We start from the raw sequence: 26,215 nt of genomic DNA, 5'->3' as shown, positions 1-26,215 counted from the left end.
GAATCAGCTACTTGGAGGATGTTGGTTTAGGTTATTTGAATTTGAACCGACTTTCCAACTCCTTAAGCGGAGGAGAAAGTCAAAGAATTAATCTGGCCACTGTACTTGGTAGCAGTTTGGTAGGAAGTATGTATATTTTAGATGAACCAAGTATAGGCTTGCATCCCAGAGATACCGCCAGATTAATTAAGGTATTAGAATCCTTACGAAATTTAGGAAATACCGTTATAGTGGTTGAACATGACGAAGATATTATGCAAGCTTCGGATGAACTTATTGATATTGGTCCGGAGGCCGGGAGCTTTGGTGGAGAGTTGGTTTTTCAAGGAAATTTATCTGAAATAAAGAAGGAAAACCGAAGCCTCACAGCCAAGTATTTAAATGGAAAAGAATCCATTGCCTTGCCTTCTAAAAGGCGGAAATGGAAGGATTATATTCAGGTCAGCAATGCTAATGACAATAACCTAAAAAATGTAAGTGTGAAGTTCCCATTGCAGGTAATGACCATGGTAACAGGAGTAAGTGGATCGGGCAAAAGCACCTTGGTGAAAAAAGTTCTTTATGCTGAACTTCAAAATGTGCTCCATTCATTTGGAGAAAGTGTTCCCGGAAGAATTGGAGGAGATATAAAGCGTATTTCACAAGTAGAGTTTGTAGACCAAAATCCAATTGGTCGATCTAGTAGAAGCAATCCGGTAACTTTTGTAAAAGCATACGACGATATTCGTGCATTGTATGCCGCACAAAAGTTAAGTGTTCTTAGGGGGTATAAACCTTCTCATTTTAGTTTCAATGTGGAAGGCGGACGATGTGAAATGTGCGAAGGGGAAGGAGAAGTTGTAATTGAAATGCAATTTATGGCCGACATACACCTTCCCTGTGAAACATGTGGAGGAAAACGATTTAAGAATGAAGTGCTGGAAGTATGTTATAATGAAAAAAGCATTGCTGATGTATTAAACCTTACCGTGGATGAAGCCATGGAATTTTTCAAGGATGAAAAGAAAATTACCGAAAAACTAAAACCATTGGCCGATGTTGGATTGGGTTATGTTCAACTTGGACAAAGCAGTTCAACCTTAAGTGGTGGAGAAGCTCAACGAATAAAATTAGCCTCGTTTTTACAAAAAGGAAGTGGAAGCAATCCTACCTTTTTCATTTTTGATGAACCGACTACCGGACTCCATTTCCATGATATTAAAAAGCTTTTAAAATCGATGGAAGCCTTATTGGACAAAGGACATTCTTTATGCATCATAGAGCATAATATGGAAATGGTAAAATGTGCTGATTGGGTTATTGACTTAGGGCCGGAGGGCGGTGAAAAGGGCGGTCATATTGTATTTGAGGGTAGCCCGGAAGACTTGGTAAAATGTAAACAATCGTATACCGGACACTATTTAGCTTAAAATTTACAATAGGATATGGCAGTATCCAAGTGTTAATAAGAGGGCCATTATGCAAAAGTTTTTTTACTTCCCAATAATTTATTAAACCCAAAAGCTGCAATAGAATTCTATTACGGCTTCCAACTACTTCAAATACAAGGATTTTAGAACACTTTTGGGTTCAAAATAGTTCACTACTTCTTCACCCCAAAATTAACCTGAAACTCCTGTCTGAATTTGGGTTAAACTCGGAATAAAAAACTACAGATTGGAGTTGCACCTCGGGCAACGATAGAGGCAAGTAGCCCACAGGCCTGCGCGGCGCTAGCCAAGTGGGCCGAGGACTACAGCCGATAGCGTGACCCGAACGCCGCATTAATAAAGATTAAAAAAGCAGATATGAATGTAGGCGGAAGGGGGCCCGCAAACTAATCATCCTGAATGAACTCCACCAAAAATTAAGAAAGGTGGAAAACAAGTACTGGTTAGTGAATACCTTCAGAGGCTAACCAACGTTCGGCATCGAGGGCGGCCATGCAACCTGAACCTGCTGCCGTAACGGCCTGGCGATAGATCTTATCTTGGGCATCACCTGCTGCAAAAACGCCTGGGATGTTGGTAAAGGTACTTCCAGGAACTGTTTTAATGTAACCGGTTTCATCCATAGTTAGCCAGTCCTTGAAAATATCGGTATTGGGTTTATGTCCAATTGCTACGAAGAAACCACCTACATCCAGTTTATAGGTTTTGTTTTCAAGCACATTTTTCACCATTACCCCATTAACGGTTTGTTCGCCTACGATTTCAAGGGTTTCATGGTTAAAAAGAACTTCAATATTTTTGGTATTGAACACCCTGGTTTGCATGGCTTTAGAAGCTCTTAATTCATCTTTTCTAACAAGCATATACACTTTACGGCAAAGTTTTGCGAGGTAAGTAGCTTCTTCGGCCGCGGTATCACCACCACCAACGATAGCTACATCTTGTCCACGGTAGAAAAAACCATCACAAACAGCACAAGCAGAGACACCAAAGCCATTAAACGTTTGTTCGGAAGGAAGGCCCAACCATTTGGCTGAGGCGCCTGTTGATACAATTACAGAATCGGCTGTAATTTCATACTTATCGTCAACGGTAACGGAGAAAGGTCTTTTTGAGAAATCCACTTTGGTAGCCATTTCATAGCGAATATCGGTTCCGAAACGCAAGGCTTGTTTGCGAAGATCTTCCATCATTTCGGGGCCTTGAACACCATCGGGATAACCTGGGAAATTATCCACTTCGGTAGTAATGGTTAATTGACCACCAGGCTGCAAACCGGTAAGCATAATTGGTTTCAAATCGGCTCTGGAAGCATATATAGCAGCGGTATAACCTGAAGGACCGCTTCCGATGATGAGGCAATGAGTATGAAGATTCATGGTAGAAATATAAAAGATTATTCGTTTGATTTATGGGAATGACCGGCTTTGGCTGCGATGGATCTGCGTTTAATATTGAGGTATTCCACAATGAGTGAAAAGGCCAAGGCAAAATAAACATAGCCCTTTTCCACTTCGATGTGAATGGATTCGAGCACCAATAAACCACCAATAAGTATTAAAAAAGCCAAGGCCAAAATTTTAACGGTGGGATGTTGGTTGATAAAGTCGGAAACCTTTTCTGAAAATACCAGCATAATTATCATGGAGATTACAACGGCAGCAATCATAATAGGAAGATCGCGTGATAAACCTACAGCAGTTAAGATACTATCGAAGGAAAAAACAATATCGATTAAAACGATTTGCAAAATGGCAGCATTAACCGACAGTGCTTTTAAATCCTTATGATCGCCTTCATGTCCGGAAATTTTCTCATAAATTTCGATACCGGTTTTATATAACAAGAAAACCCCACCGACCAGTAAAATTAAATCTCTAACACTAGGACTCAATTCATATGGACCCAGGTTAAAATGGAAAATTGGTTGGGTACTTCCGGCAAGCCAGGAAATTCCTGAAAGCATTAGCACACGGATAATTAAGGCTAGTGTTAAACCAATGGTTCTGGCACGTCTTTGTTCCTTTTTATGAGGCAATTTTCCTGCAATGATGGCAATAAAGATAATATTATCGACACCCAGGATTATTTCAAGTAAGGTAAGTGTAATTAGGGAAATTAAGGCAGGAACAGAGAAAAGATTTTCCATGAAATTAAAAGGGCTGCAAAGCTAATTATGCTTGCAGCCCGGATAAAAAATTTTAGGATTTTTTACGAACAGCCGTTTAACAAATCTAAGGTCGAAGCAGGACGCGGTAATTTTCGTGGTGATCAGGAAACTCCAATGATACTTGATAGATACCTATAACCGGATTCAGGCTTAGCTTATGCTCTACCGGGCTCCAAGTAAAGGCTACTTTTTGACCGAGCAGGTCAAAAACCTGAATTTGTAGAGGCTCACGGTTGGTTTGGATAAAGAAATCACCGGTTCCCGGGTTAGGGAAAACTCCACTTTCAGATTGTAGAAAATCCGGAATATTCACCGGAATTACCGAGCAAGTATCTAATCGGGTATTGTCAGTGGTGCCGCCTGTTGTATCGGCACAAAAATCGCGGTAAATTACGTTAGGATTAGCCTCTGTTAGGCATGGTGAATACTCGTTTAACTGAATAACCCCTGGCAGATTTACATAGATAAAATCATAGCACTGGAGCGGTAAATTAGTGAATTGGTAATAATAAGTAGTAAGGTCAATAGGGCGTGCCTGGGTATAAAAAAAGATAGAGTCCTTTTCAACCACGACATCAATTAATGGAATAGGGTCTCCACTTTCAATATTTTCAGTTTTAAATGCACCAAATTGAATGTATCCACTGATACTACCTATACCTGTTTGACCGATGGAGTTTATGAGGTCGATATCTTGATTTTCGAGGTTACAATTGCTGGTAGGAAAGCTAAGCAGAGTGGCTGGCCCCCAGTAAATGGTTTGTCCCAAATAGGTAGGTAACACCGAAGAAGGAGCATTGGAGTCGGAAATACGGGCAAAGATTTTATAGTTTCCGGTGGGGATATGGTCAAATTTATATTTGTAAGGAGCATTGCTTTGTCCGGCAACAATCAAAAAAGAATCAACGGTGGAATAGTAACCATCGTTTCCGCTTTGAACCTTAACGATTCTAACTTCCACGGTATCGATACCCAAGGCTGCGAAATCAATATCAGCTCCCCCAATGGTAATAGTACCTTTAACTTCCTGTCCTTGATGGCGATTAATGTTTACCGTTGCAGTATTCGAGCAACCAAAAGGATCGGTAAGAGTTACGGTATAAAAATCGAAATCGGCTGTTAATTGAGGACCAGCTACTAAGTCATTACCTGGGACAAAGGATGAATTTCCCCCATTGGGATCTTCCCATAGAAAGGTATAGGTTTGGGCCGGGGAACCACTTACCTCTGCTAAGGTAATGAGATTGCCATCGCAGACATCGGAGGTATAATCAGTAGTGTTAATGGTAAAACCTGTTCCAGTTTCAACGAAATAGGTTGCTTCAATAAAATTTCCTGCCCCATCTATCACTTTAACGGTATAATTTGAACCTCCTGCCAATCCGGTAAAAACATTAGATTGTTGCACTTGTCCATTATTTAATGAGTAAGAATAGGGAGGCACTCCACCGGAAACAACAGCAATTTTAATAGAACCTAATCCTGTTCCGGGGCATTCTGCCTCAATGGCAACCTGATCGATGGAAAGAATGGGTATTTCTGGAGACAGACTCATTTTATACAATCCATTCCATTTTGTTCCTGCATACAAAGAGCTGCCAATCTTTCCTAAAGCTGTTACTTCAACACTTGATGGTATGTTAGCTGTGATATCGGTCCATGTTTCTCCGCCGTTAGCAGTTGCGATAATACCAACCGCACCGGTAAGTATAACAACATTTCTATTGGACTCCACAATTGAAGCAAAATCATACCAATTGTTTGGATGTTGAGGCACAGCAATCTGCCAGTTTTGACCGAAATCGGGAGAATAATAGGCTATTCCGCTTCGAATAATCCACAATGTATCTGCAACAACCATGACTTTGTCGGCACCTAGGTTGGCAGAAAATTGAGGAATTGCAGTCCACATCATGGTATTAGAACTTGTTTGAAAATACAACTGGGTTGCAGTAGCAAGTATTAAGGTATCAGAACCTTTTAGGCAGAAATCTAGGCAATTATCGGTTGAAGAAACCGGAGTTTGAGGGAAGGAGCCCCAATTGTTTCCATTGTCAGCTGATTTATACACTCCATTTCCATTGGTGGCTGCTAATAGCTTTCCATTCCAAAATACAAGGTCTTTAATATCTACACCAGATGGTAAATTGGAAGAAAGGTCCAAATTGCCACTTGCATTTTCCCATGAATTAGAGCTTGAGTACCTAAAAACACCTGCATTTGTAGCTGTAAAAATGTAACCATTAGCTGTTATAACTGAATTGGTTTTGTTTCGGTATTCAGGAATGGAGGCTATTTCCCAAGTATTGGTTAAATTCAAGTCAAGGGAAGTACCACCGGGGAATGATCCTACATAAGGAATGGTTCCGGCTTCACCCAGGCAAGAAACGGCATTTGCCTGAATTGGGAAAAATGATGAAGAACTAACCAAATCCATATCAAAGTTAGCTACTCCATATTTATCGATAGCTATCAGAAGTTGACTTCCTTTCCCAAACAAGTCGCGAATTTCATAATTTGCCAATGACAATCCGATGTCTACATTGGACCATATTAAAGTAGAAGGATCAAATTTTTTCAATCCTTGGTTAGTTCCGGCGAATACAATTCCATTTCTAATACAGAGGTCATTAAATTTCATAGAAGGATTTCCATTATTTATTCCAACTGATGAAAAGGCATAAGTTAAGGTATCTGCCATGTAAAGGTCGTGGGAAGTACCAATATATAGTTTACCGTTGGGTGTATCCTTCCACATGGATAGAATAGTTTCATTCGTAAAATTGATAAGTCCAACCGTAAAATTGCTCCAATTTCCGGCATGATCTTTTATCCAAAGTCCGAATCCTCCATCCATTCCGACCATAATTTTACCATTTTGAATTTGGAGAGTGGAAATATTTCCTGTAGGATTAAAATCCGATTCAAGGGTGTAAGAACCTGCGAGAGAGGATGAAGTGTAAAGTAGAGGAGTTTGAGGGCTAATAGTAAAGGACAAGGCAGAAAAGGAACCTTCTCTGGCAAGTAATGGATTCGAATAGGGTGAAATAGGAAATGTAAATATGGAAGACCAAGCCACTCCATCTGATGAGCTATACAAGTTATTGTCATAACCAACCCCAAGCATACCGTTTTGGTCGACTATAAGGTCATTAACTTCTTGGGAAGGCATAGGAAACGAAGCAGGTTTATACCAATTTGCTCCATTGGGATCACCTTTTAAAACACCCCAATTCGTTGCAATCAATATGGAGTCATTGGCTGAGAAAAAGGCTAGTTTATTGGGGGCAATGGCATTGGGTCCGGGTATTGAGTTCCATTGTTGGGAACGAATTGGAAGGGAAAAAACCATAAGAATTGCCAAAACATTCAGTATCTTATACATAGCTATGCGTTTACGAAATCTGAACCACGAAACGATTGGTAGATAAAAAAAGGTACAAATCTTTCGACCAATAAACAAATAAATATTAACAGTTCAGTTTATCAAAAATACATTCTAAACACCACTGATATTGGTTAGTAATGAAAGGAGTTCAGTTATATTTTCCTTTTTTTGCAGCATGAAAAAATTAGGAAGTATCATCACCTTACTTGTTTTGGTTGTAAAAGGGTTTAGCCAATGCAATTGTACTATTACGATATCATCAATTAATACAAGTCCTTGGGTAGTAAGTACCGGACAAACACTATGCATTACTTCCACCGGACAACTAGTTGGCAATTTATTGATTGACGGAGGTGAAGTTTGTAATGACGGGCTTATTACCAATAACTTTGTTTATATAACCGGAGGGGGGCAACTAATCAATCATTCCATAGGCAATACCTGTGATAGTTTATTGGTAGCAGGTTTGCATTCCACCTTTATCAATTCGGGTAGCTTTAATAATGAGCGAATGGCAGCATTGGATAGTGGATATATCCATAACCTTAGTGAAGGCACACTTCATTGTTCCTTTTTTGGCGATTCTATAACAAGAGTTGACAATGAGGGTGTTTTTAGATGTGATTCAGATTTTTACAATGTAACAGGCGCTGAGTTTAGAAATCTTGGACAGTTGATAGTGAATCGGGATTTTTACAATGCCACCAATGCTACCGTAATGAACAACTGTTTAATACAAGTTGAAAGAAACTTTTACAATGGAGGTGTAATGTTTGCTCATGTTGATTTACCTGCTGGATGTATACGTGTTGGAGGAGATTCCTACAATGCAGGCGATCTTCAACTCCTAAGTTTTTGGGATTCCAGTTCACCAACAGGAGATTTGGATTATGAGTCAGGAACTTCAAACCTTTTAATTAATCCATGTACAGCTTCCTGTTCGGTGGGGTTGGATGAATTAAGGGAAGGCAATCCATTGGAAGTTTATCCTAATCCTTGCGAAACAAACTTAACTATTAGCGGGATTAAAAACGGTCGGGAGTTAAGCTTTGAATTAATTAATATCCATGGGCAAGTGCTTCCATTGAATTTTCTAAAATCAGAAAGTAATACGGTCATAAAAACACATGGACTTATTCCGGGTATTTATGGAATTAAGGTAATAGAAAATGACAAAATCGTCCAATTTTTGCGGTTTATTAAGAACTAAGAGCCTTTTTTGAAATAGGATTAACAAAAATTTTAGAAACCGTAATCATCTTTCTAAAAAACTAACTTACATTTGTTGCCAGAACATAATTAAACATGAGAAAAGTTTTACTAGCCTTTGTATTCTCAGCCGGATTAATTTCGGCTAAAGCTCAAGATGCAGCTCCTGCCGCTAATGACAATCCTAATGCACCAGAAATCACTTTCGAAAAGGAAGTTCACGATTATGGTAACATTAAACAGGGTGCTGACGGAGGATGTGAATTTAGATTCAAAAACACCGGGAAAGAGCCTTTAATTATTTCTAATGCCCGCGGAAGCTGTGGTTGTACCGTTCCACAATGGCCAAAAGACCCAATTAAACCAGGTGAAACCGGAGTTTTAAAGGTAAATTACGATACTAAACGTGTTGGACCAATTAACAAAACTGTTACTGTAACATCCAATGCAAAAACTGCTACCAAAACTGTTCGTATTGCAGGTAATGTAGAAGCAGTTCCAACGGAAGAGACTATGCCTGTGAACAATAATTCAGGTGCTCCATTGGAGAAGAAATAAAATTGTACTTTTTAATTGAAAGGCCACATTATTCATGTGGCCTTTTTTTTTGAAATGGATTGATCGTAATTTTGTAAAATCAAATAACAATTATGCAGGCAAGTAAGGTACTTTATCTGATAACGGATGATTTTCCCATTGGAGGAAAGGAGCCCTATTTAGTAGATGAATTACCTCAACTAAAAAAAGTATTTCAAGAAATTATTTTTGTTACAACCTTACCAGGTTTAAGCTCTTCCATGGAGGCAAGGAAACATATACATATCTCGTTTCCAAATAGTTTAGCAAATAAACTATCTGGATTTTTGGGTATATTTCATTCTTCTGTAAATACGGAGATTTTAAACTTAATTCGAAATAGGGAATTGAGTTTTTATAAGGTCAAATTATTACTTTCTTATTTTCAAAGAGCAAAAAGAATACGTCAGGAAATTCTAAAACATAGTTCAAAATTCCATCAAGGAGAACATTTAACATTTTATTCCTACTGGTGCGATGAAAGAGCCTTGGCAGTGAGTTTATTAAAGCAAAAGAAATTTTCAACTGGTATAAGCAGAGCTCATGGTTGGGATATCTATTCCGAACGAAATCCTGAAAATTATTTACCTTTTAGACCTTGGTTACTAAAGAATCTAGACATACTCGTATGCATTTCTGAAAATGGGAAGAAATATTTAGAACAAAAATACGGACAGCTTGGGAAAGATAAGACAGAAATTCATAGGCTTGGTTCTTCCAGATTAAATAAAATACCAACCAAACAAGGTGACCAACCCTTCATTTTATTGAGTATAGCTTATGCAGTTCCTCTAAAAAGGTTAGGAAAAATCATTGAAGCTTTAAATTTTTCTCAAAATGAAAAAATCAAATGGATTCATTTGGGTGGAGGACCTGAAATTGATAATTTAATTCAATTAAATAAACGTCTGAATGAAAACAAATTAAATATACAAACCGAATTTTGGGGCAATGTAAGTCATGAACACATTTTGAATTTTTTAGAAAATAATTACGTGGATTTATTTGTAAACGTAAGTGAAACTGAAGGATTACCCGTTTCAATTATGGAAGCCATGAGCGCCCAAATACCATGCATAGCTACCGATGTTGGAGGTAGTGGGGAAATTGTTAATTCATCAAATGGGTACTTGGTTCCTGTTGGAATAAGTAATGAATCCTTGTGGAAGTTAATTCAAAATCATTATAATTTAGGCCATGAGCAATGTGTTCAAATGAGAAATCAGGCATACGGCACCTGGAAAGAAAAATATTCTTCAGAAAAGAATTACTTTAGTTTTGCAGAAAGGCTTAATAGTCTTAATTTGAATTAACTTGATTAAACAGATATGACACCTTACCCACTTCCTGTTGGAATAGTTGATGTTGGAATTGGCAATGTAGGTTCTGTTGCCAACATGTTAAGGAAGATAGGTAATGATGCTATAATTATTCAAAGGCCTGACCAATTAGAAAAGTTAAACAAATTGATATTGCCTGGTGTTGGAAGATTTGATAAAGGAATACAGGCATTAGAAAAAATGGGATTTATTGATTCGATTCACCATTTTTCAAACAGGGACGATACAAGTTTATTAGGCATTTGTCTGGGCATGCAGATGTTATTTGAAGGTAGTGAGGAAGGAGACAAACCCGGTCTTGGTTTTATTCCAGGCCACGTTGAACGCTTTAAGGAATCCATTCAGCTTCCCATACCTCATGTTGGGTGGACAACAACAAATTCAACCCAATCGAATTTGTTGTTCAGCAATTTGGATAAGGCATTTTTCTATTTTGTTCATGCCTATCATGCTCCAAGGGGGATTTTAGAAAGTGAATTTTGTTTGGCGACTTCGGAATATGGTTATAAATTTCCATCTGCTGTTGGAAAAGGCAGAGTAATGGGCGTACAATTTCATCCTGAAAAAAGCCTTTCTTTTGGTTTTCAACTTTTACGCAATTTTGTAAATTATTAGCCTTGAGACGATTAATCCCTTTCCTTCAGGTATTTAATAAAGAACTTTACAAATCAACCCAGTTTGGGGAGATGAGGTATATTGGAGACCCATTTGTTGCAGTTAAAATCTTTAATGAACTGCAAGCAATGGAGTTAATAATTTCAGACACTACCCCTTCGAAAAACAGGAATGAACTTGATTTAAAATTAATTGGACAGATTGCTTCTGAATGTTTTATGCCAGTGACTTATGCAGGTGGAATTTCCGATATCCAGACCGCAACTAAAATCCTTACCTTAGGCATTGAAAAATTATGTATTTGTTCAGCATACCATTCAAAACCTACTTTTATGAGTGAAATGGTTAAGGAGTTTGGGACTTCAACAATTATTGGATGTATTGAATTGAAAGAGCAAAATGGAAAGACAAAGGTTAGCTTTCAAAGCGGTCAGCAAATTTCAACCTGGTCACCTGAAGATTGCATAAAAAAATTACAAGATGAAGGAGTGGGTGAAATTCTGGTAATTGATACCAACAGAGATGGTAAAATGAAAGGAGGGAATGAAGATTGGGTAAATAATATTGCCGGCGAATTAAAGGTACCTTTAATTTATTCTGGAGGAATAGGCAAACCTAGTCATAGCTTAGCCATGTTTAATGCTGGAGCATCTGCAGTTGCAGTTGGATCATCCTTCGTATTTAAAGGACGGTTAAATGGAGTATTAATTAATTATCCGGACCATACACAAATTTCGGATTGGACAGGAGAAGAGTCTTTTTTAATTAAATAAGCTTAGTATTAGAATTCAATGAAAGCCTGCAGGCAATGTATTTTAGATGAAAGTGATTATCCCGGAATTGTTTTAGATTCTGATGGAATTTGTGATATATGCCATGTAAACATGAGAGGCATTGAAAACATTCGGAATAATGTAGATAGTAATTACTGGGAAAAGAAATCTGAAATAATAAGAAAGTCAGGTAAAAATAAGCCATACGACTGTTTAATAGGTATTAGCGGAGGAACCGACAGCACCTACATGGTATATTTAGCAATTAAATACGGTTTAAGGCCTTTACTTTTCCACGTGGATGGAGGATGGAATTCGGAAAAAGCAGTAGTAAATATTGCCAGAATAGTTGATAAATCTGGTTTCGATTATGAATGCACCGTATTGCCTTGGAGCGAAATTAGAAGTTTGCAAAAAGCATTTATCGATGCCGATGTTTTGGACATAGACTTACCTTTTGACAATATTTTTGTTGCCGCTACAAATAGAATTGCCAGAAAATACAAAATTAATACCTCTTTAAATGGGTACAATGCCTTAACCGAAGGCATTATGCCTCCAAACTTTACACATGTTAAATACGACAAAAGAAACATATTAGACATTTTCAAAAAATATGGCAAAGGAAGCATAGCCCATTTACCAATTTTTAGTAGCTATGAGTCCTTTATTGAAAGCAAGTTATATAATTTTAAATCCATATATTTCTTAAATACACCCAGCTATTCGAAAACTGAGGCCAAAAAAGTAAATATTGATTTTTTTGGGTGGCAAGACTATGGAGGCAAACATTACGAAAATATTTTTACCAGGCTTTATCAAGGTTATATTTTACTAGAAAAATTTGGCATTGACAAACGTAAATCTCATTTATCAATGCTCATTTGCAATGGTGAATTAACACGACAAGAGGCTATTGACCTGTTAAATATGGAAGACCCATATCCTGATAAAACCATGCTTCATGACGATATCATTTTCTTTTGTAAAAAGTTGGAAATGACGGAAGATGAGTTTTATTCATACATTAAACGGCCTCAACGATCTCACCGGGAGTTTAAATCAATTTTAGATGATTACGAAAAAATGAGACCTTACAAGCGGTTTATTATGAAATTACTTGGTAAATAAATCCTTTCCCAAAAAAACAACAGTCACCAACACTTCACCTTTGGATGATTCCAAATAAATGAAATTTATTCCATTAGTTTTGGAACGGAATTTGTAAACAAAAAAACTCTCATATCAATTTAATTCACAATGAAAAAAACTATCCTTTCCCTTTGCTTAGGCTTATTTTTCACAGGTTTATCAGTTGCTCAAAAGGTAGACCCCAAACACACCAATTTCTATTTTACCCAAACCGTTGATAACAACGATTACAGCATTGAAATTATCGATGTGGTCTCCAAATTGGAGTTTTGCAAAATGAAGTTGAAAATAACCAACAAATCAAACGATTATTTAATGTTTAAGTACGGAGATGTTGAATTAACCAATGCCTCCGGAAGTTATAAACCCAAAAAAGCCTTGGATTTTTCAACTCATAAAGGAAATGAAATCATTGAACCAAAAGAAAAAGCCAGCATTGTATTGACCTTTGATGGAGTCAACATGCACCAAGATGAGTTTAAGCTGATCCTAAAAGGATTATCTAAATTTTCGGCCAAAGGCACCGAATTTGAAGCCAACGACTTTAACCTTCCTGCCAATACAAACGAAGTAGATGCCGGACCTTTTAAAGTTAGCTTAAAGGCCTTAGACAAAAAAACAGATTTAACCATTGTTCGTTTTAATGCCGAATACAAGGGTGATGATAAACACATTGGAATCATTGAGGCCAATAAAATCGTTTGCAAAACCAGCAAAGGGCAAGAATGGGCAAGAACCAATCGCCGAGATAAAACAGTTATCCTTTTAGATGGAGAAAACGATAAATTCAACCTTTATTATGAAATAGATAAAGGAGCCAGCGGAATTGATATGCAATTCGATAACATGGCTTTGGTTTTTAAAGATGCATTCCGGGAAGCTGCTATCGTAAGCATTCCTGCTCAAACCCTTGCATTTAAAGTTGATCCGGGAATGACAGCCGGCAAAAACAGATAATAATTAGATTTTTTTACCATCCCTCTCCTCAACAACAGGAGAGGGATTTTTTTTGAAATGAGTACCTTGCGAATTTTGTTTATGGGTACACCGGATTTTGCGGTGGAATCTTTGAAGGCCATTTATGAGGCCGGCTATAATTTGGTTGGAGTAGTTACCATGCCCGATAAACCTGCTGGAAGAGGTCAGAAAATTCGATTTTCGCCTGTAAAAGAATATGCACTGGAAAAAAATCTCCCTTTATTTCAACCGGAAAAATTAAAGGACCCCTCCTTTCTGAAACAACTTCAGGATTTACAGATTGATTTAGGAGTGGTAGTTGCTTTTAGAATGTTGCCTGAAGTTGTATGGAACATGCCTAAGTATGGCACCATCAATTTACATGGTTCCCTTTTGCCCCAATATCGCGGCGCTGCACCGATAAATTGGGCCATTTTGAATGGAGAAACAGAAACAGGTTATACTGTTTTTAGATTAAGGCACGAAATAGATACCGGCAATTTATGGGCCCAAGAAAAACTTAGCATAAGTCCGAATGAAAATGCAGGTAGTGTGCACGACCGAATGATGATTGCCGGAGCTCAATTACTGGTTAAATCCATACGCGATTTTGAGCTGGGCAAGATTGATGAAACCATTCAAACAGAGGAAATAAATGGAATGGCCATTCAACACGCTCCTAAAATATTTAAAGAAACTTGCCAAATTATTCCACGATTTACTGCACCGGAAGCACATAACCGAATTAGAGGACTTTCGCCTTACCCAGGAGCTTGGTTGGTTTGGCAAAATCCAAATGGTGAAGAAATGGAGGTGAAAATTTTCGCCAGCGAATGTTTATCAGAACCGTCCCAAATTCTGCCTGCCGGAAGTATCAGCAGCGATAACAAAAGTTATATTCATTTGCATTTACAAGGAGGAATTGTTTCCATTACGGAATTACAACCTCAAGGAAAACGCAAAATGACTACCAGAGAATTTCTTGCCGGGCACAAACTGGAATCAGGGTTGATGCTAAAAGACAAGGCCGGCAATTAACCAAACCGGAATTGAGAGAATTAGGATCGCTGACTTTTGTATTCTTCGTAAAGCAAATGGATGATACCATCCGAAACCCCTATTTCAGGCACTAGAATTTTCTTTATGTCTGCATGTTTTAATATGAACAAAAAAATATTTGCTGCATGCACAATTACATCGGCTCTATCTTCATTCATACCAAGCTGGGTAATTCGTTCACTCACAGTAAGTTCTGAAATAGAGTCACGCAATTTCTGCAATTTCTTGGTGGGTAACGGTTTCCCTTCCTGTTTACCGGACATTTTAAACAATTTATTGATATTTCCGCCTGAACCAATACCAATCAAAGGTTGATGATTTTTTGAAACCTCTTTAACAAAACCTTTTAAAAATTTCCAATCAGCGTCGGTTACTTGATTATTAATTAAGCGAATAGTACCAATATTAAAGGAGTAACTGGCACAAACCTGACGATCTGCAAAAAGTGTTACTTCCGTGCTTCCTCCACCCACATCGATATAGAGATAACTTTTATTAGGATCAAGACTTTCGGCAATGTGATTACTATAAACAATACTCGCTTCTTGCTCTCCTGAAACAATTTCGATATTTACACCGGTTTCTTGAAATACCCTTTCAACAATTTCTGCTCCATTTTCGGCTTCCCGCATGGCTGCTGTTGCAATAGCTTTCCAGGAAATTACCTCATGCACATCGATGAGGGTTTTGAAGGCCTGCATAGTGGCTGAAAGTTTCTGTATTTTCTTCTCTGAAATTTGCTTTTGAGAAAAGGCATCAAAACCTAGTCGCAGAGGCACTCTGATCAAGGATGACTTTTTAAAACTAACCTTTTCACCATCTTCAAAAACATTGCTTAACAGCAACCTGGCTGCATTGGAGCCAATATCAATCGCGGCAAATTTCATTTCACTAGCTTAATTGTTTGTATATCGAATAAACACAGAAAAAGATTCAGCAATTAAGCTTCTTCTTTAAAATATAATTTATAAAAATGCATACCTGTTTGTTCATCGAATCCACGTTGAATGTATTCCCGATTACCATGAACATAAAGATGAAAGTTTTTATCCAGTTTTATTACCGAACGAACAAATTTTCCTTGCTTTTTTACTGCCGGTGCAGAAATTTCAAACTCCTCGGGCAAGGTATACTCCTGGTTACTGGTTTGTTCCTCCACATATCCTTTAAATGCATTAATAACTTCTGGCTGAGACATTACTTGTTGCTCAAACTCCTGCATACGAAAGCGATCATTTTCTTTCATATAGTTGACCGACCTGGCCAACAGATCCGACTGCTCTGCTTTGGAAACTTCGAATTTTTGAGGAAGCTCCTCCACCACAAAATCTTTGTAAACATTCATTAATTGCTTGGTCTGAAAATGCTTATCTTGCTTGGGTGCCAAACCTAAAAATCGCTCTTTCCAAAAGTATGCCTCATCGCCCCGCGAAGCATTGTCAATAACAAAACAACGAAAACCATTTTCTTCTTCCAGGTTTAATATCAGGCAACCTTTATCGAATCGGGAATTTCTGATACCGGGTTTTAAAGTTACATTTCCGCCATCAGAATCCATATCGGTCAATAGGAAATTCTCTGTATTTTCAAACTTCAAAATCACCATTCCATCTGAAAAAACATTGGAAAACGCCAAACCTTTTACATAGCAAACCAACACATCACCACTACCAATTTTAGGATGTTCACTAACTTCATACAAGTGTTCCGTTAACTCTTTGGATGCTTCGTGCAAACTTTTTTCTCCTGAAAACACCTGAGCAACCAACGGCTTTGCCAAGGATTCGGGCATAAACTGGTATTCTTCGAAAAGTTTAGAAAAAGGATGTAAGATGAAATCTGCCAAGGAAAACGAAAGTTGTTCACTTAGTTCGAGTGGATGATTTGCCAAGGCTACATCTTCCCCATTGTTTTTATTTCCGCAAAAATGAAGACTGGCTTCAAGGATATTAGAATTTCCGTAATTAAGCATGTTAAATGAATGCACAAAGATAGGTTCAGAGGCCAGGACAAGCATTTATCCCAAACATGGAAAATATCAATACTTGTGAACAAAATACCAACGAAAGCCAATGGTTTACCCATGCCGGGAAAAGGCAAGAAAGGTGGAGGTTCGGTCGGGCAGGGATAGAGCCAAGTACCCCACAGGAGCCCGCGGCGCTAGCCAAGGGCGACGAGGAGTACAGGCGATAGCCCGGCCTGAAAGCCATGCACAACAGTTTGATTCAACCCCTATCCCTTAGAAGGCTGAAAGGGCCCGCCTACTTAAAAAACAACTCCAATCTACCATAATTGCAGCCATAAACAGCCTGGATTATACCAAATAGGCCCTATCTTTGCCCCATGTTTACGTTTTTTGCGCTCGGCTTCTTGATAATTCTAATCACCTTTGTTGTGATGGAAGCCGTGGCATGGACCGCCCACAAATATGTAATGCATGGCTTTTTATGGTATTTGCATGAAGATCACCATTTACACGACCACTATGGATTTTTTGAGAAGAACGATTTTTTCTTTTTGATTTTTGCAATACCGAGTTGGCTGTTCATGATGTTTGGAATAATGGATGGTTGCGATTGGAAAATGTGGGTAGGAATTGGAATATTAATTTATGGCATCTGCTATTTTTGGGTTCACGAAGTATTTATACATCAACGTTTTAAGTGGTTTAAGCATTCTACAAACCGGTATTTGCTTGCATTAAGACGAGCACATAAAATGCACCATAAACATTTGGGTAAAGAAGATGGTGAATGCTTTGGAATGCTTTGGGTTCCGTTTAAATACTATAAGAAATCGTTCGGAAAACTTGAAATTTGATCCACATCTGCTGTATTGGGCCGTCAATTTGGGATCGATTTCGGTTCCATTTTTGTTGAGTTTTGAAGGAAGAGTAAATTTTATTCGTAACCTGAAAAGCATTTTATTGGGAATTCTTGGAACCGCCTTGCTTTTTATTGCCTGGGATTCGTGGTTTACCCAATTAGGAGTATGGGGGTTTAATGAAAAATACACCTTGGCATTTAGACTGATTCACCTACCACTGGAGGAAATTTGCTTTTTCATTTGCATTCCCTACGCATGCTTGTTCTCGTATGAGGTAATTCGATATTTCTGGCCATCACCGGGTTGGAACAAATTTCTGAGCAAATTGGTGACAATACTTGGTATAAGTTTATTGGGTATCGGTTTAGTTTACATTCAGCGCTGGTACACCTTTTTGGCGTTTTCTGGCGCGGGAGTTTATTTGATTGGAATTCGGAAACAACCCTTTTTGATGGCTTTCTTAAAAGCGTATTTCATAACCTTACTTCCATTTTTTATCGTTAATGGCATTTTAACAGGGGCAATAACTCCAGAGCCGGTAGTTTGGTATAATAATGAGGAGAATTTGGGAGTTAGACTGCTGACCATTCCGCTGGAAGATTTGTTTTATGGAATGCTGATGAATGGCTTGGTAGTGCTCATTTACGAAAGAACCAAGTCTGGAAATTTGAAACTTTTTTAGAATCCGAAACAGATCATTCCATTGTCGAAAAGATTATTCTTAAAAATTTCTGTTATGCGGGCCCCCTCCGCCTAATTATCATTTTGCTTAACCCAAACAACTTGCACCGGCGTTCGGGTCACGCTATCGGCTGTAGTCCTCGCCCCACTAGGCTAACGCCGTAGTGGAGCTGTGGGCTACTTGCCTCTATCGTTGCCCGAGGTGCAGCCTATCACTGAATTGCAAGCCCAAGGTGATACTGTATCTATCACTTTTCTGTAAGTGGGAAGATTTTCAAACCAATATTTAGCCACCATTTAAAATGGTTAATTAGCCCGAAACCAGGAGCTACTTAGAAATTTAAACAGGTGTATATGAAAGATATTCATAGTATTTTAGAAAAATCCAAGCAATTTGATGTATAAAATGAATAGTTTAACATTATAAATAATTGGTTTTAGTCCTTTTCAAAAATCCACATCTATTTCAAAATGACTATATATTCTGAATCAATCTTGAATAATGTAACAACCAATAACTAATTGATATTACTGATTAATTAGTAGCACTATTCATGAATAATTATCAACTTATGTTGGAAGGTTTTTCCAAATTGGTTTTCTATTTTAAGTAAGTAACTACCCGGAATTAAGGATTCCACAATTAGAGTTGAACACCAATCAAAAGCAATCACCTCTTTACCTAAGCCATCAAAAATTGATCCTTTAGCAAGTTCTGAAAACTTCAGGTAAGAGGAAACCGGATTAGGAAATACTTGAAACGAAGGCCTATTTATTGTATTAATACCGACTGAAGCAATTTGCTTACGATACAAATCGCCCGAATTCACTTGAGCAAATACCCATCCATTTAAAAAAGCCATGGAATTAATAAAGAAGGTAGTTCCGGTAATATTATCAGGAAATCCTACGGTATCTTTTTGAAAACTTAGGCCATTGTCAGAACTAACTATTAATTCAGGTGCTGAACCATATACATCATTTGACAAGGTAAGGTACAATTTTCCATAACCTGAAAACATGTTTAGGGTATTTTGTTTACCTGATGGGGAAAAAACAGCAGAGCCATCGAGGTATGGTTCAATATTAATGTCTTGAAAGTTTATCCCATAATCATCGCTATATTTAATAATGGTATCCACCCCTGCACCACCATTCATTACATCCGAGCCCATCATAAAAAGTCTATTACCCAGAAACGCAATTTGAGAAGGAACATAAAATTCGGGAATATTGTTGCTTACCGGACTTGTCCAATTAATACCATCGGTGCTCCAGGCTAATCCATTACTGGTTGCGCCATTGGTTGCCGCCCAACAGGTATCATTTTTTACAAAAAACTCACTGCAATCGTTTGCATCAAAATAGGAGGCATCCACCCAGGCCAAATCATTGGTGTTTCGAGAGAATTCCCAATCCGGTCCGGCTAATGAAAACAACAGATGATTTGTCCAGGAAATACCCAAAGAAGAAGGCATGGTAACTGCACCGCTGTAGCAAGTAGGCAAACCGGTTGTATCTAAGTTAAATGTTTGACCATTATCAGTGGAATATTGAATCAAACTGCATCCGGAATTATGCAAAATCGCATATAAGCGATCTCCGGTTGAATACAAATCAACACCGGGAGAAGTAATATCCGAATTAACAATGGACCAAGTCGTTCCATTATCTGAACTTACTTGTAATCCGTTACTATTGTTTGTGGCATATAATTTACCCTGGTGAACACAAACCGAAGTACCAAAGGTTGAATTACCATTCACGGATAAGTTGCAAGGTTGCCATGCTTGAGCAAAACTCTGAGAAATTCCAAAAGAAATAAGAGTTAATAGGGATAATGTTTTTATCATACTATTCATAAATATTTTGCAAGAATATGAAATGCTATAAAATCCCAGTTCTAGTTTTGTCTTATTCTTACCAAAACAAAGCCCTCCAAAACAATTAAGGAAATAGCAGCAAATGATTTTTAATAAAATACCCTCTAGATTTAGCCAATTGAAAACCGGGGTAAAGTCAATTCATTGTATCTTTGAGGGATGGGAAATTATAGTTTTGATATAGAAAACTTTGGTGATGAAATCATGGCTATTCGCATTGAAGATGGAGCGTATTATGCAATAAAATCCGGCAATGCTTTCTTGGTTTTCAACTACTTATACCAAAATGGCTCAAGTGAAAAATTAATTAATTCATTAAGACAACAAGAGGAATTACAGGAACAAACCAACTTGTTCATAAGCTTTTTAAAAGAGGAAGGGTTTTGTTTCCGGGAGGATCAAGGTAATGAGTTAGACCCGCCGAAATTGGACCTCAATGGATATTCGTATAAGAAATTTGACGACATGGGTGACTTAATCAAACTAGACCCTATCCATGATGTGAGTGAGTTGGGTTGGCCTGAGAAAAAAAGCTTATGATTTTCAATTTTTTAGGAGCCAACTGGAAGGTGGAGGCCCCTGTTGAAATATTGGACAACCTGCTTCGTTTACTTATAATTCAAGCGGAAACAAGTTCAGAATTACCCCTCATTCCATTAATTTGGAATCCGGCCTTAGCGTTGGAACTAAACCAAGGACCGGAAATGGGATTTTGGAAAAAAAACGATGGTAATTTTCAATACCAATGGGGACAAGGCATTTATTACAAGATTAGTCGTGAAGTGGTTTGGTTTTATTGGGATTATCCAAACACTATGGAAAACTATCCATTTATTATTCCATTTTCGTTTTGGGCCAGAGAAAAAGATATCAAGTTAATTCATGCAGCTACCATTGGATGTGATGGGAAATGGCTGATGTTACCTGCTACTTCCAATGCAGGAAAATCCACAACCGTGGCTTCATGTGCCTTGCATGGATTATCGGTAGCCGGAGATGATGTTACCTTTTTAGAAATAGTGGATAATCAATGCTACTTCCATCCAATTTATAATTTTCTTAGCCTAAGACCCGAAGCAATTTCCCGGTTTCATCTGGAATTGAATTTACTTTCCAATGCCTGGTTCGAACGAGGAGATGGGAAAAAAGTATTGACGCTGGAACAAGGTAAATTGCAGGGAAAACAACCCTTACATGGAATAGGAATTTTTGATTTAGGTTCTGCTCCGGCTGCTGAATTAATGAAACATGCAGAAATGGAAAAACTTCTTGCCCATTTTATTACTTCCCATTACCTTTCCACAACTGTAGGAACCATGAATATGAAATTGCTAAGCTTAATTAAGTTTCTTCAACGCCAATTACCTTTTTACTCCATTCAATTAGGACCGGTTTTAGAAGAAAACACTGATCTGCTAAAAAAGGTAATTCAATGTTTATAACATGATAAGTGTAGTTGTTATTACCCGGAATTCGGCAGCTAGCATTGAACGTTGCCTGGAAAGTATTTTCAAACAAAGCCTCCTTCCAATCGAGGTAATCGTAATTGATGGACATTCAAACGATGACACTTTGGACAAACTTGGTTCTTTTCCGGTAATACAGACAATTCAGACCGGTACTGGAATAGCACAGGCCCGAAACCAGGCAATAAGTTTGGCTAGCCAAGAATGGATTGGCTTTTTAGATTCAGACGATACCTGGGATCCCAACAAGCTAGAAATCCAATGGAAAGCCTTGCAAAAACAGCCAGAATTAGAAGCCATTGGTTGCTACCTTGAAAAATGGGAAAAGAAAGAAAGAATTGCATCTAGCATCCAACCTGCCTTTACCCCGGGGGGATTTATTTTTCATCGTTCCTGTTTTGAAAAGTATGGTCTTTTTGACACCCGTTGGACATACGCCAGTGATCATGCCTGGTTCTTAGCAGCCAGAAGACAAGGGTTAAAATTCAACTTGTGTAAGGAAGTTTTGCTCCATAAACACTTGCACGAAAATAACTTGTCTTTGAATCAAAAGGCCTACCGACTGGAGGTGTTTGAATTATTAAAACACTGGTCGGAATGAGCTCAATCCTCCATATTATCCCGAAAATCACCTTTGGAGGTGGACTTTCCAACATTTTAGCTGAACTGCAGTTTTTGCCTCCGGAAAGGCGTCCGGAGCAAGTTTATTGCGTTGTATTAGAACGATCTTACCAGGCACATTTGGCAAGATTAGCCCTAAAACTTCGGGTAAGGTTAATTATTTCCCCCGAAGAGGATGAACTAAAATCCTTGCTAAGGAAAACCAGTTTAGTGGTAATTCAATATTGGAACACCCCCAGCTTTTTTACTTTTTTCAGGAAATTGGCCAATTGGGAATTAAGCAATCGCTTCATCATTCATTGCCGGATTGTAGGTAATACACCTCCACAATGCATTCCACCAAGCTTCTTACAGGCATTCCATGCTATTCTACTCACCAATCCTAAACTAGAATCTGAGTATAGTGAAATAGGTATTTCTATGACTACCATTTGGGGAATTGGCTTACACACTCCCCCCACCGGCTTTCAGGAAGGTAAGGCTACTTCGGACAGATTGAAATTAATTCATGCAGGAACCATTAACCCATTTAAACTTCATCCCAAATTTCTTGAATTGCATGAGGCTTTAAAATGCCCTTTTCAACTGGATGTTTTTGGAGTAGAAAACCAAAGTTTGGTTTACGAAGGCCGGTTGCCAATTCACTTACATCCTTTTGAAACCAATGTTTGGGAACGATTTACCGAATACCATTTACTTAGCTATCCGCAAAACCCTTTAAGTTACGGCTCCTCCGATCTGGTCATTCAAGAAGCCATGTGGAGAGGATTGCCACCAATCTTAATAAAAGGTACAGGATTGGATGCCTTCTTAGTTCATCAAAAAAACTGTTTATTGGCAAACGATGAAAACGACTTTGTTAATTGGCTTGAATGGGCATTTAGCCATATGGAGGAATGGATCGAATTAAGGCATTCCTGTTTTAATTATGCTCAACAAGAATTTAATCCTTGGATTCAAAGTAAAAAAGTGTTTGATGTATATGATCAGGTTTTACAACAAGAACCCGGCAATTTTATTTTTGATTTCGACCAACCGGATCAATTTTATCTGGCACACCTGGGTAGGTATGCAGAGGAATTAAAACAATCAAAACCAAACCCACAAGTTAAAAACTATGCAATTCATTGTGAGGGAGGTTTAATTCATTATCTCAAGCATTATGAAAATTCCAAAACCTTGCAAAACCTGTTAAAAAATTGGTACTAGCTTAAAATAGTAGGTACTTGAAAAACCAAGCTACATTTTACATTATTTCGCACCTTCAAAATGGACGAAAGAACCGGTTTTAAAGATTCGTTGGAGTTATTGCAGGCCTGCATTATTGAATCGGAGGCAGAATCCTTGAAGGTATTTCAAAATTGGTTACAATCGGGCCATTTCGATATTCGATTTTCAACAGCCGAGTTCAGGTTTTTACCCTATTTATGGTTCCGACACCAGGAAACATTAGAGAAAAATGATGTTTGGCATAAAATTCAAGGCCTTTTTAAGCGCACCTATTTTCACAATACACAATTATTACTATTGGCAAAACAACTTTCCTCACAACTAGATGAACGAGGAATAACCCATGCCTTTTGCAAAGGTTCAGTGTATTTGCTAACCAAGTACCCCCATTTAGGTTCCCGGCCTATGGCGGATTTAGATATTTTGGTGCATCCGGAAGATCTAGAAAAAACCGCATCTGTATTGGAAGGAATGCAATTTACCCCTACCCGACCGCTTTGGGAAAGTAAGTTCGTTCACAAGCACTCCCTGGGGTTCACAAATAGCAAAAATCTAAGTTTGGATTTACACACCAGGCCTTCACCATCCGTTATAAATGGCTTTGATTCAAGGTATTTTTTGTCAAACCTAGCTCGGGAAACTACTAAATTTGGAAAATTACCCTTGTTAGATCTCAAAAAGGCTTTGGAATTTACATTGCTTAACAACTTGTATTCCAGGGATGTACATTGGATGCTAGACTTGCTATTGGCCGATCCCCAAAGGCAACATCTAACTCTGTTTTTCGAACAGTTAAAAAGCTTTCCTGAATTACGAAATGCATTGATTTTCAGAATCCAAAAAAACTATCCTTCCTTGCTACCAAGCGGAATTATCGTTGCCGAGTTACCCCAATTTTACATCCGATTTCTTGAAAATTTGTTTTTAGACAAACCGGAAACTACCTATGCCAATCATTTGTATTGGTATTATGGATTTAACGGAAAACATATGAAAAATCCCCAATTTAACCCAGTCTATTGGATAAAACTTGGAGTTTATAGCCTTGTCTGGTTCTGGAGAAAAAAAGTTGAGTGGATTTAATGAAAGGAAGCCTTACCTGGATTTTATTCTATTTGCATTAAACTCAAACTACCTTTCAAATTTAGTATTTTGAATATCAACCTTAACCAAGGCGTTCTTTTCCCAGGAGTAAATTTCAGTTATACTATAATTCTCCTCACCGGAATTGGGATTGGAATACCTAGTCGATTTCAATAATTTATGTTTGGAATCAGGAACTAAATTGGGAATTTCAATCGACTCTTTAACCAATACCAAATTTCGGGAATCCTCATCAAAAATCAATAAATATCCATACGAATCAGCATTTCCCATGCTTTGATAAAACTGAAGGAAAATATCTCTTCTATGGTCGAAATTATAGTCTTCAATATTAAATCGGAAATAAGCCGGACTAAAGGAATGAATCGGCAAATTGATCGAATTAGAACTTTCCTTCCACTTCCCATTGGATTCTAAAAAGTTTCGCACTAGTATGGCTGAATCTGAAATAGAATAAGCAAACAAAGTATTTTTTTCCTTTTTCGAAAACAAAAAACCTGATTTTACTAAAAACAGAGAATAGGGGCTAAAATCGCCATAAAAACCGGCACTTTCCAGGCTATCGACCATGGCTGTTTTGGAAAGATACGTTCGAACAGAATCTTCCCAATGATAGGTTGTTTCCATTGAGACATCGGCATTGGAGGAATTAATTTTCTTTTCTGCAATACCACAACCGACAAGGGTGAAAATCCAAAGCCAAAAACAAGGGGAAACAACAGGTGGTTTAGGATAACAAATGCTATGAAAAATCGCTTTCATTTATTATATTTTCAAAAGCACATTACCCAATTTCTGTCCGGTTTCAACATATCGGTAGGCTTCAACTATCTGATCCAATGAATAGCTTCTATCTACTATTGGTTTTAAAAGACCTTGGGAGGCTAGTTCCCCTAAAAATTCCACGTCTGATTTTGCTATGGAGGGCATAGGAAACATAACTCTGGGACCATTCATAAACGGTTTCAACATAGGCAACCAAACATTTTCCCAGTTTTTCCCCAATTCGGTTGAAATATAAATCCCATTTTCTGTCATTAACTTTTTACAAACTCCGAAGGAAGATTTACCAACTGCATCCAGCACCAAATTAAACCGATGTTGCGTTTGGGTGAAATCCCGGGTCTGGTAATCCCAGAGCTCATCCACAACACCCAGGTTTTGAATAGTCTGGTAATTTTTAGAATTTACCACGGCAACAACAAAAACATTCATAGATTTAAGAATCTGAATAGCTGCAGAACCAATTGCTCCGGTAGCACCATACACCAGGGCCTTCTGACCTGAAACTATTCCCGATGCTTTGATATCCACCAAAGCATAATGAGCACCTTCCGTTAATACAGCGGCGGTTTCAAATGAAACACCTTCGGGAATCAAGGCTATGGCATCGTTTTCCTTCTGAATTAAAAATTCAGCATGTCCGCCAAAAGTTTGATCGTTGAATCCAAAAACCCGGTCACCTTTTTTAAATTGGCTTACCCCCTGCCCTACTTCCTCAACAATACCCGAAAATTCGCAACCCAACACAGAAAAATTTGGCTTCCACAATCCGCTCCAAAATCGGGAAATAAAATATTCTGCACTTCGAAATCCGCAATCGGTGCGGTTTACCGACGAGAACATCACCTTTACCAATACCTCTCCGGCTTTAGGAATTGGACGTGGTATTTCTTCTAAACGAATAATTTCCGGTGGACCATAGCTGGAATAAACAGCAGCTTTCATGGTTTTT

24 protein-coding genes are annotated in these 26,215 nt (G+C 38.1%); 16 read left to right on the top strand and 8 right to left on the bottom strand.

Going from position 1 to position 26,215, the window contains the following annotated elements; genetic code table 11:
• The coding region (locus K1X82_01305) for an excinuclease ABC subunit UvrA (GenBank protein ID MBX7180719.1) at positions 1-1,409 on the top strand (1,409 nt) is incomplete at its 5' end.
• A 464-nt stretch (positions 1,410-1,873) separates the two neighbouring features.
• On the opposite strand, the gene trxB is transcribed toward K1X82_01305, so the two are convergent.
• From trxB to K1X82_01290, 3 genes are all read right to left on the bottom strand, one after another.
• The gene (gene trxB, locus K1X82_01300; GenBank protein ID MBX7180718.1) at positions 1,874-2,809 is read right to left on the bottom strand and encodes a thioredoxin-disulfide reductase; all 936 of its coding nucleotides are present in this window, start codon (positions 2,807-2,809) and stop codon (positions 1,874-1,876) included.
• Positions 2,810-2,826: 17 nt separating this feature from the next.
• Positions 2,827-3,579, bottom strand: a complete 753-nt coding sequence (locus tag K1X82_01295; GenBank protein ID MBX7180717.1) for a TerC family protein — start codon at positions 3,577-3,579, stop codon at positions 2,827-2,829.
• A gap of 85 nt (positions 3,580-3,664) precedes the next feature.
• Positions 3,665-6,985: a hypothetical protein gene (locus K1X82_01290; protein MBX7180716.1), complete on the bottom strand. Its 3,321-nt coding sequence runs from the start codon at positions 6,983-6,985 to the stop codon at positions 3,665-3,667.
• A gap of 178 nt (positions 6,986-7,163) precedes the next feature.
• On the opposite strand from K1X82_01290, the gene K1X82_01285 reads away from it, so the two are divergent.
• From K1X82_01285 to fmt, 8 genes are all read left to right on the top strand, one after another.
• On the top strand, positions 7,164-8,198 hold the full coding sequence (locus K1X82_01285) for a T9SS type A sorting domain-containing protein (protein MBX7180715.1): 1,035 nt from the start codon (positions 7,164-7,166) through the stop codon (positions 8,196-8,198).
• A 95-nt stretch (positions 8,199-8,293) separates the two neighbouring features.
• Positions 8,294-8,755: a DUF1573 domain-containing protein gene (locus K1X82_01280; GenBank protein MBX7180714.1), complete on the top strand. Its 462-nt coding sequence runs from the start codon at positions 8,294-8,296 to the stop codon at positions 8,753-8,755.
• Positions 8,756-8,847: 92 nt separating this feature from the next.
• Positions 8,848-10,086, top strand: a complete 1,239-nt coding sequence (locus K1X82_01275; protein MBX7180713.1) for a glycosyltransferase — start codon at positions 8,848-8,850, stop codon at positions 10,084-10,086.
• A gap of 15 nt (positions 10,087-10,101) precedes the next feature.
• A complete protein-coding gene (hisH, locus tag K1X82_01270) occupies positions 10,102-10,728 on the top strand; it encodes an imidazole glycerol phosphate synthase subunit HisH (GenBank protein ID MBX7180712.1) in 627 nt (208 codons plus the stop codon).
• 2 nt (positions 10,729-10,730) lie between these two features.
• A complete protein-coding gene (locus tag K1X82_01265) occupies positions 10,731-11,501 on the top strand; it encodes an imidazole glycerol phosphate synthase subunit HisF (GenBank protein ID MBX7180711.1) in 771 nt (256 codons plus the stop codon).
• Positions 11,502-11,519: 18 nt separating this feature from the next.
• Positions 11,520-12,632, top strand: a complete 1,113-nt coding sequence (locus K1X82_01260; protein MBX7180710.1) for an N-acetyl sugar amidotransferase — start codon at positions 11,520-11,522, stop codon at positions 12,630-12,632.
• Between the two features lie 129 nt (positions 12,633-12,761).
• Positions 12,762-13,610 (top strand): hypothetical protein, encoded by an 849-nt coding sequence (locus K1X82_01255; protein MBX7180709.1) that lies wholly within the window; start codon positions 12,762-12,764, stop codon positions 13,608-13,610.
• A 57-nt stretch (positions 13,611-13,667) separates the two neighbouring features.
• Positions 13,668-14,648, top strand: a complete 981-nt coding sequence (gene fmt / locus K1X82_01250; protein MBX7180708.1) for a methionyl-tRNA formyltransferase — start codon at positions 13,668-13,670, stop codon at positions 14,646-14,648.
• Between the two features lie 20 nt (positions 14,649-14,668).
• On the opposite strand, the gene K1X82_01245 is transcribed toward fmt, so the two are convergent.
• Both K1X82_01245 and K1X82_01240 read right to left on the bottom strand, forming a co-directional pair.
• A complete protein-coding gene (locus tag K1X82_01245) occupies positions 14,669-15,556 on the bottom strand; it encodes an ethanolamine ammonia-lyase reactivating factor EutA (protein MBX7180707.1) in 888 nt (295 codons plus the stop codon).
• A gap of 53 nt (positions 15,557-15,609) precedes the next feature.
• Complete coding sequence (locus K1X82_01240) at positions 15,610-16,641, bottom strand: nucleoid-associated protein (GenBank protein ID MBX7180706.1); 1,032 nt, start codon at positions 16,639-16,641, stop codon at positions 15,610-15,612.
• 371 nt (positions 16,642-17,012) lie between these two features.
• Between K1X82_01240 and K1X82_01235 the strand changes: the two genes are divergently transcribed.
• Positions 17,013-17,489, top strand: a complete 477-nt coding sequence (locus tag K1X82_01235; GenBank protein ID MBX7180705.1) for a sterol desaturase family protein — start codon at positions 17,013-17,015, stop codon at positions 17,487-17,489.
• The gene (locus tag K1X82_01230) at positions 17,479-18,177 is read left to right on the top strand and encodes a lycopene cyclase domain-containing protein (GenBank protein MBX7180704.1); all 699 of its coding nucleotides are present in this window, start codon (positions 17,479-17,481) and stop codon (positions 18,175-18,177) included. The genes K1X82_01235 and K1X82_01230 overlap by 11 nt, the downstream gene beginning before the upstream one ends.
• A gap of 547 nt (positions 18,178-18,724) precedes the next feature.
• Here the strand turns inward: K1X82_01230 and K1X82_01225 are convergent.
• A complete protein-coding gene (locus tag K1X82_01225) occupies positions 18,725-20,029 on the bottom strand; it encodes a T9SS type A sorting domain-containing protein (protein MBX7180703.1) in 1,305 nt (434 codons plus the stop codon).
• Positions 20,030-20,218: 189 nt separating this feature from the next.
• Here K1X82_01225 and K1X82_01220 point away from each other — a divergent pair, with 189 nt between their 5' ends.
• The 5 genes from K1X82_01220 to K1X82_01200 are packed head-to-tail and all read left to right on the top strand — an operon-like array spanning position 20,219 to position 24,459.
• Positions 20,219-20,599 carry a hypothetical protein gene (locus K1X82_01220; GenBank protein MBX7180702.1) on the top strand — a complete coding sequence of 127 codons (381 nt, stop codon included), beginning with the start codon at positions 20,219-20,221 and terminating at the stop codon, positions 20,597-20,599.
• A complete protein-coding gene (locus K1X82_01215; GenBank protein MBX7180701.1) occupies positions 20,596-21,501 on the top strand; it encodes a hypothetical protein in 906 nt (301 codons plus the stop codon). Before K1X82_01220 ends, K1X82_01215 begins: the two co-directional genes overlap by 4 nt.
• Before the next feature lies 1 nt (position 21,502).
• Positions 21,503-22,126: a glycosyltransferase gene (locus K1X82_01210; protein ID MBX7180700.1), complete on the top strand. Its 624-nt coding sequence runs from the start codon at positions 21,503-21,505 to the stop codon at positions 22,124-22,126.
• On the top strand, positions 22,123-23,355 hold the full coding sequence (locus K1X82_01205) for a hypothetical protein (GenBank protein ID MBX7180699.1): 1,233 nt from the start codon (positions 22,123-22,125) through the stop codon (positions 23,353-23,355). The genes K1X82_01210 and K1X82_01205 overlap by 4 nt, the downstream gene beginning before the upstream one ends.
• A gap of 60 nt (positions 23,356-23,415) precedes the next feature.
• Complete coding sequence (locus tag K1X82_01200; protein MBX7180698.1) at positions 23,416-24,459, top strand: nucleotidyltransferase family protein; 1,044 nt, start codon at positions 23,416-23,418, stop codon at positions 24,457-24,459.
• Between the two features lie 48 nt (positions 24,460-24,507).
• Here the strand turns inward: K1X82_01200 and K1X82_01195 are convergent, their stop codons facing one another.
• Positions 24,508-25,242, bottom strand: coding sequence for a hypothetical protein (locus K1X82_01195; protein ID MBX7180697.1), 735 nt, complete (start codon positions 25,240-25,242; stop codon positions 24,508-24,510).
• A 3-nt stretch (positions 25,243-25,245) separates the two neighbouring features.
• Positions 25,246-26,208 (bottom strand): NAD(P)-dependent alcohol dehydrogenase, encoded by a 963-nt coding sequence (locus tag K1X82_01190; protein ID MBX7180696.1) that lies wholly within the window; start codon positions 26,206-26,208, stop codon positions 25,246-25,248.
• Positions 26,209-26,215: the final 7 nt, after the last annotated feature.

This window comes from Bacteroidia bacterium (assembly GCA_019695265.1).
In the GTDB taxonomy this organism is placed as follows: Bacteria; Bacteroidota; Bacteroidia; order JAIBAJ01; family JAIBAJ01; genus JAIBAJ01.
This window is presented reverse-complemented; position numbering and strand designations above follow the sequence as displayed.

Bases quoted from the DNA above. Each gene is read 5' to 3' on its own strand.
- K1X82_01290 (MBX7180716.1), bottom strand. From the start codon at position 6,985: ATGTATAAGATACTGAATGTTTTGGCAATTCTTATGGTTTTTTCCCTT.
- K1X82_01280 (MBX7180714.1), top strand. From the start codon at position 8,294: ATGAGAAAAGTTTTACTAGCCTTTGTATTCTCAGCCGGATTAATTTCG.
- K1X82_01245 (MBX7180707.1), bottom strand. From the start codon at position 15,556: ATGAAATTTGCCGCGATTGATATTGGCTCCAATGCAGCCAGGTTGCTG.
- K1X82_01190 (MBX7180696.1), bottom strand. From the start codon at position 26,208: ATGAAAGCTGCTGTTTATTCCAGCTATGGTCCACCGGAAATTATTCGT.
- K1X82_01260 (MBX7180710.1), top strand. From the start codon at position 11,520: ATGAAAGCCTGCAGGCAATGTATTTTAGATGAAAGTGATTATCCCGGA.
- K1X82_01205 (MBX7180699.1), top strand. From the start codon at position 22,123: ATGAGCTCAATCCTCCATATTATCCCGAAAATCACCTTTGGAGGTGGA.
- K1X82_01275 (MBX7180713.1), top strand. From the start codon at position 8,848: ATGCAGGCAAGTAAGGTACTTTATCTGATAACGGATGATTTTCCCATT.
- K1X82_01210 (MBX7180700.1), top strand. From the start codon at position 21,503: ATGATAAGTGTAGTTGTTATTACCCGGAATTCGGCAGCTAGCATTGAA.
- K1X82_01235 (MBX7180705.1), top strand. From the start codon at position 17,013: ATGTTTACGTTTTTTGCGCTCGGCTTCTTGATAATTCTAATCACCTTT.
- K1X82_01200 (MBX7180698.1), top strand. From the start codon at position 23,416: ATGGACGAAAGAACCGGTTTTAAAGATTCGTTGGAGTTATTGCAGGCC.
- fmt (MBX7180708.1), top strand. From the start codon at position 13,668: ATGAGTACCTTGCGAATTTTGTTTATGGGTACACCGGATTTTGCGGTG.
- trxB (MBX7180718.1), bottom strand. From the start codon at position 2,809: ATGAATCTTCATACTCATTGCCTCATCATCGGAAGCGGTCCTTCAGGT.
- hisH (MBX7180712.1), top strand. From the start codon at position 10,102: ATGACACCTTACCCACTTCCTGTTGGAATAGTTGATGTTGGAATTGGC.
- K1X82_01285 (MBX7180715.1), top strand. From the start codon at position 7,164: ATGAAAAAATTAGGAAGTATCATCACCTTACTTGTTTTGGTTGTAAAA.
- K1X82_01225 (MBX7180703.1), bottom strand. From the start codon at position 20,029: ATGATAAAAACATTATCCCTATTAACTCTTATTTCTTTTGGAATTTCT.
- K1X82_01255 (MBX7180709.1), top strand. From the start codon at position 12,762: ATGAAAAAAACTATCCTTTCCCTTTGCTTAGGCTTATTTTTCACAGGT.
- K1X82_01220 (MBX7180702.1), top strand. From the start codon at position 20,219: ATGGGAAATTATAGTTTTGATATAGAAAACTTTGGTGATGAAATCATG.
- K1X82_01215 (MBX7180701.1), top strand. From the start codon at position 20,596: ATGATTTTCAATTTTTTAGGAGCCAACTGGAAGGTGGAGGCCCCTGTT.
- K1X82_01195 (MBX7180697.1), bottom strand. From the start codon at position 25,242: ATGAAAGCGATTTTTCATAGCATTTGTTATCCTAAACCACCTGTTGTT.
- K1X82_01295 (MBX7180717.1), bottom strand. From the start codon at position 3,579: ATGGAAAATCTTTTCTCTGTTCCTGCCTTAATTTCCCTAATTACACTT.
- K1X82_01240 (MBX7180706.1), bottom strand. From the start codon at position 16,641: ATGCTTAATTACGGAAATTCTAATATCCTTGAAGCCAGTCTTCATTTT.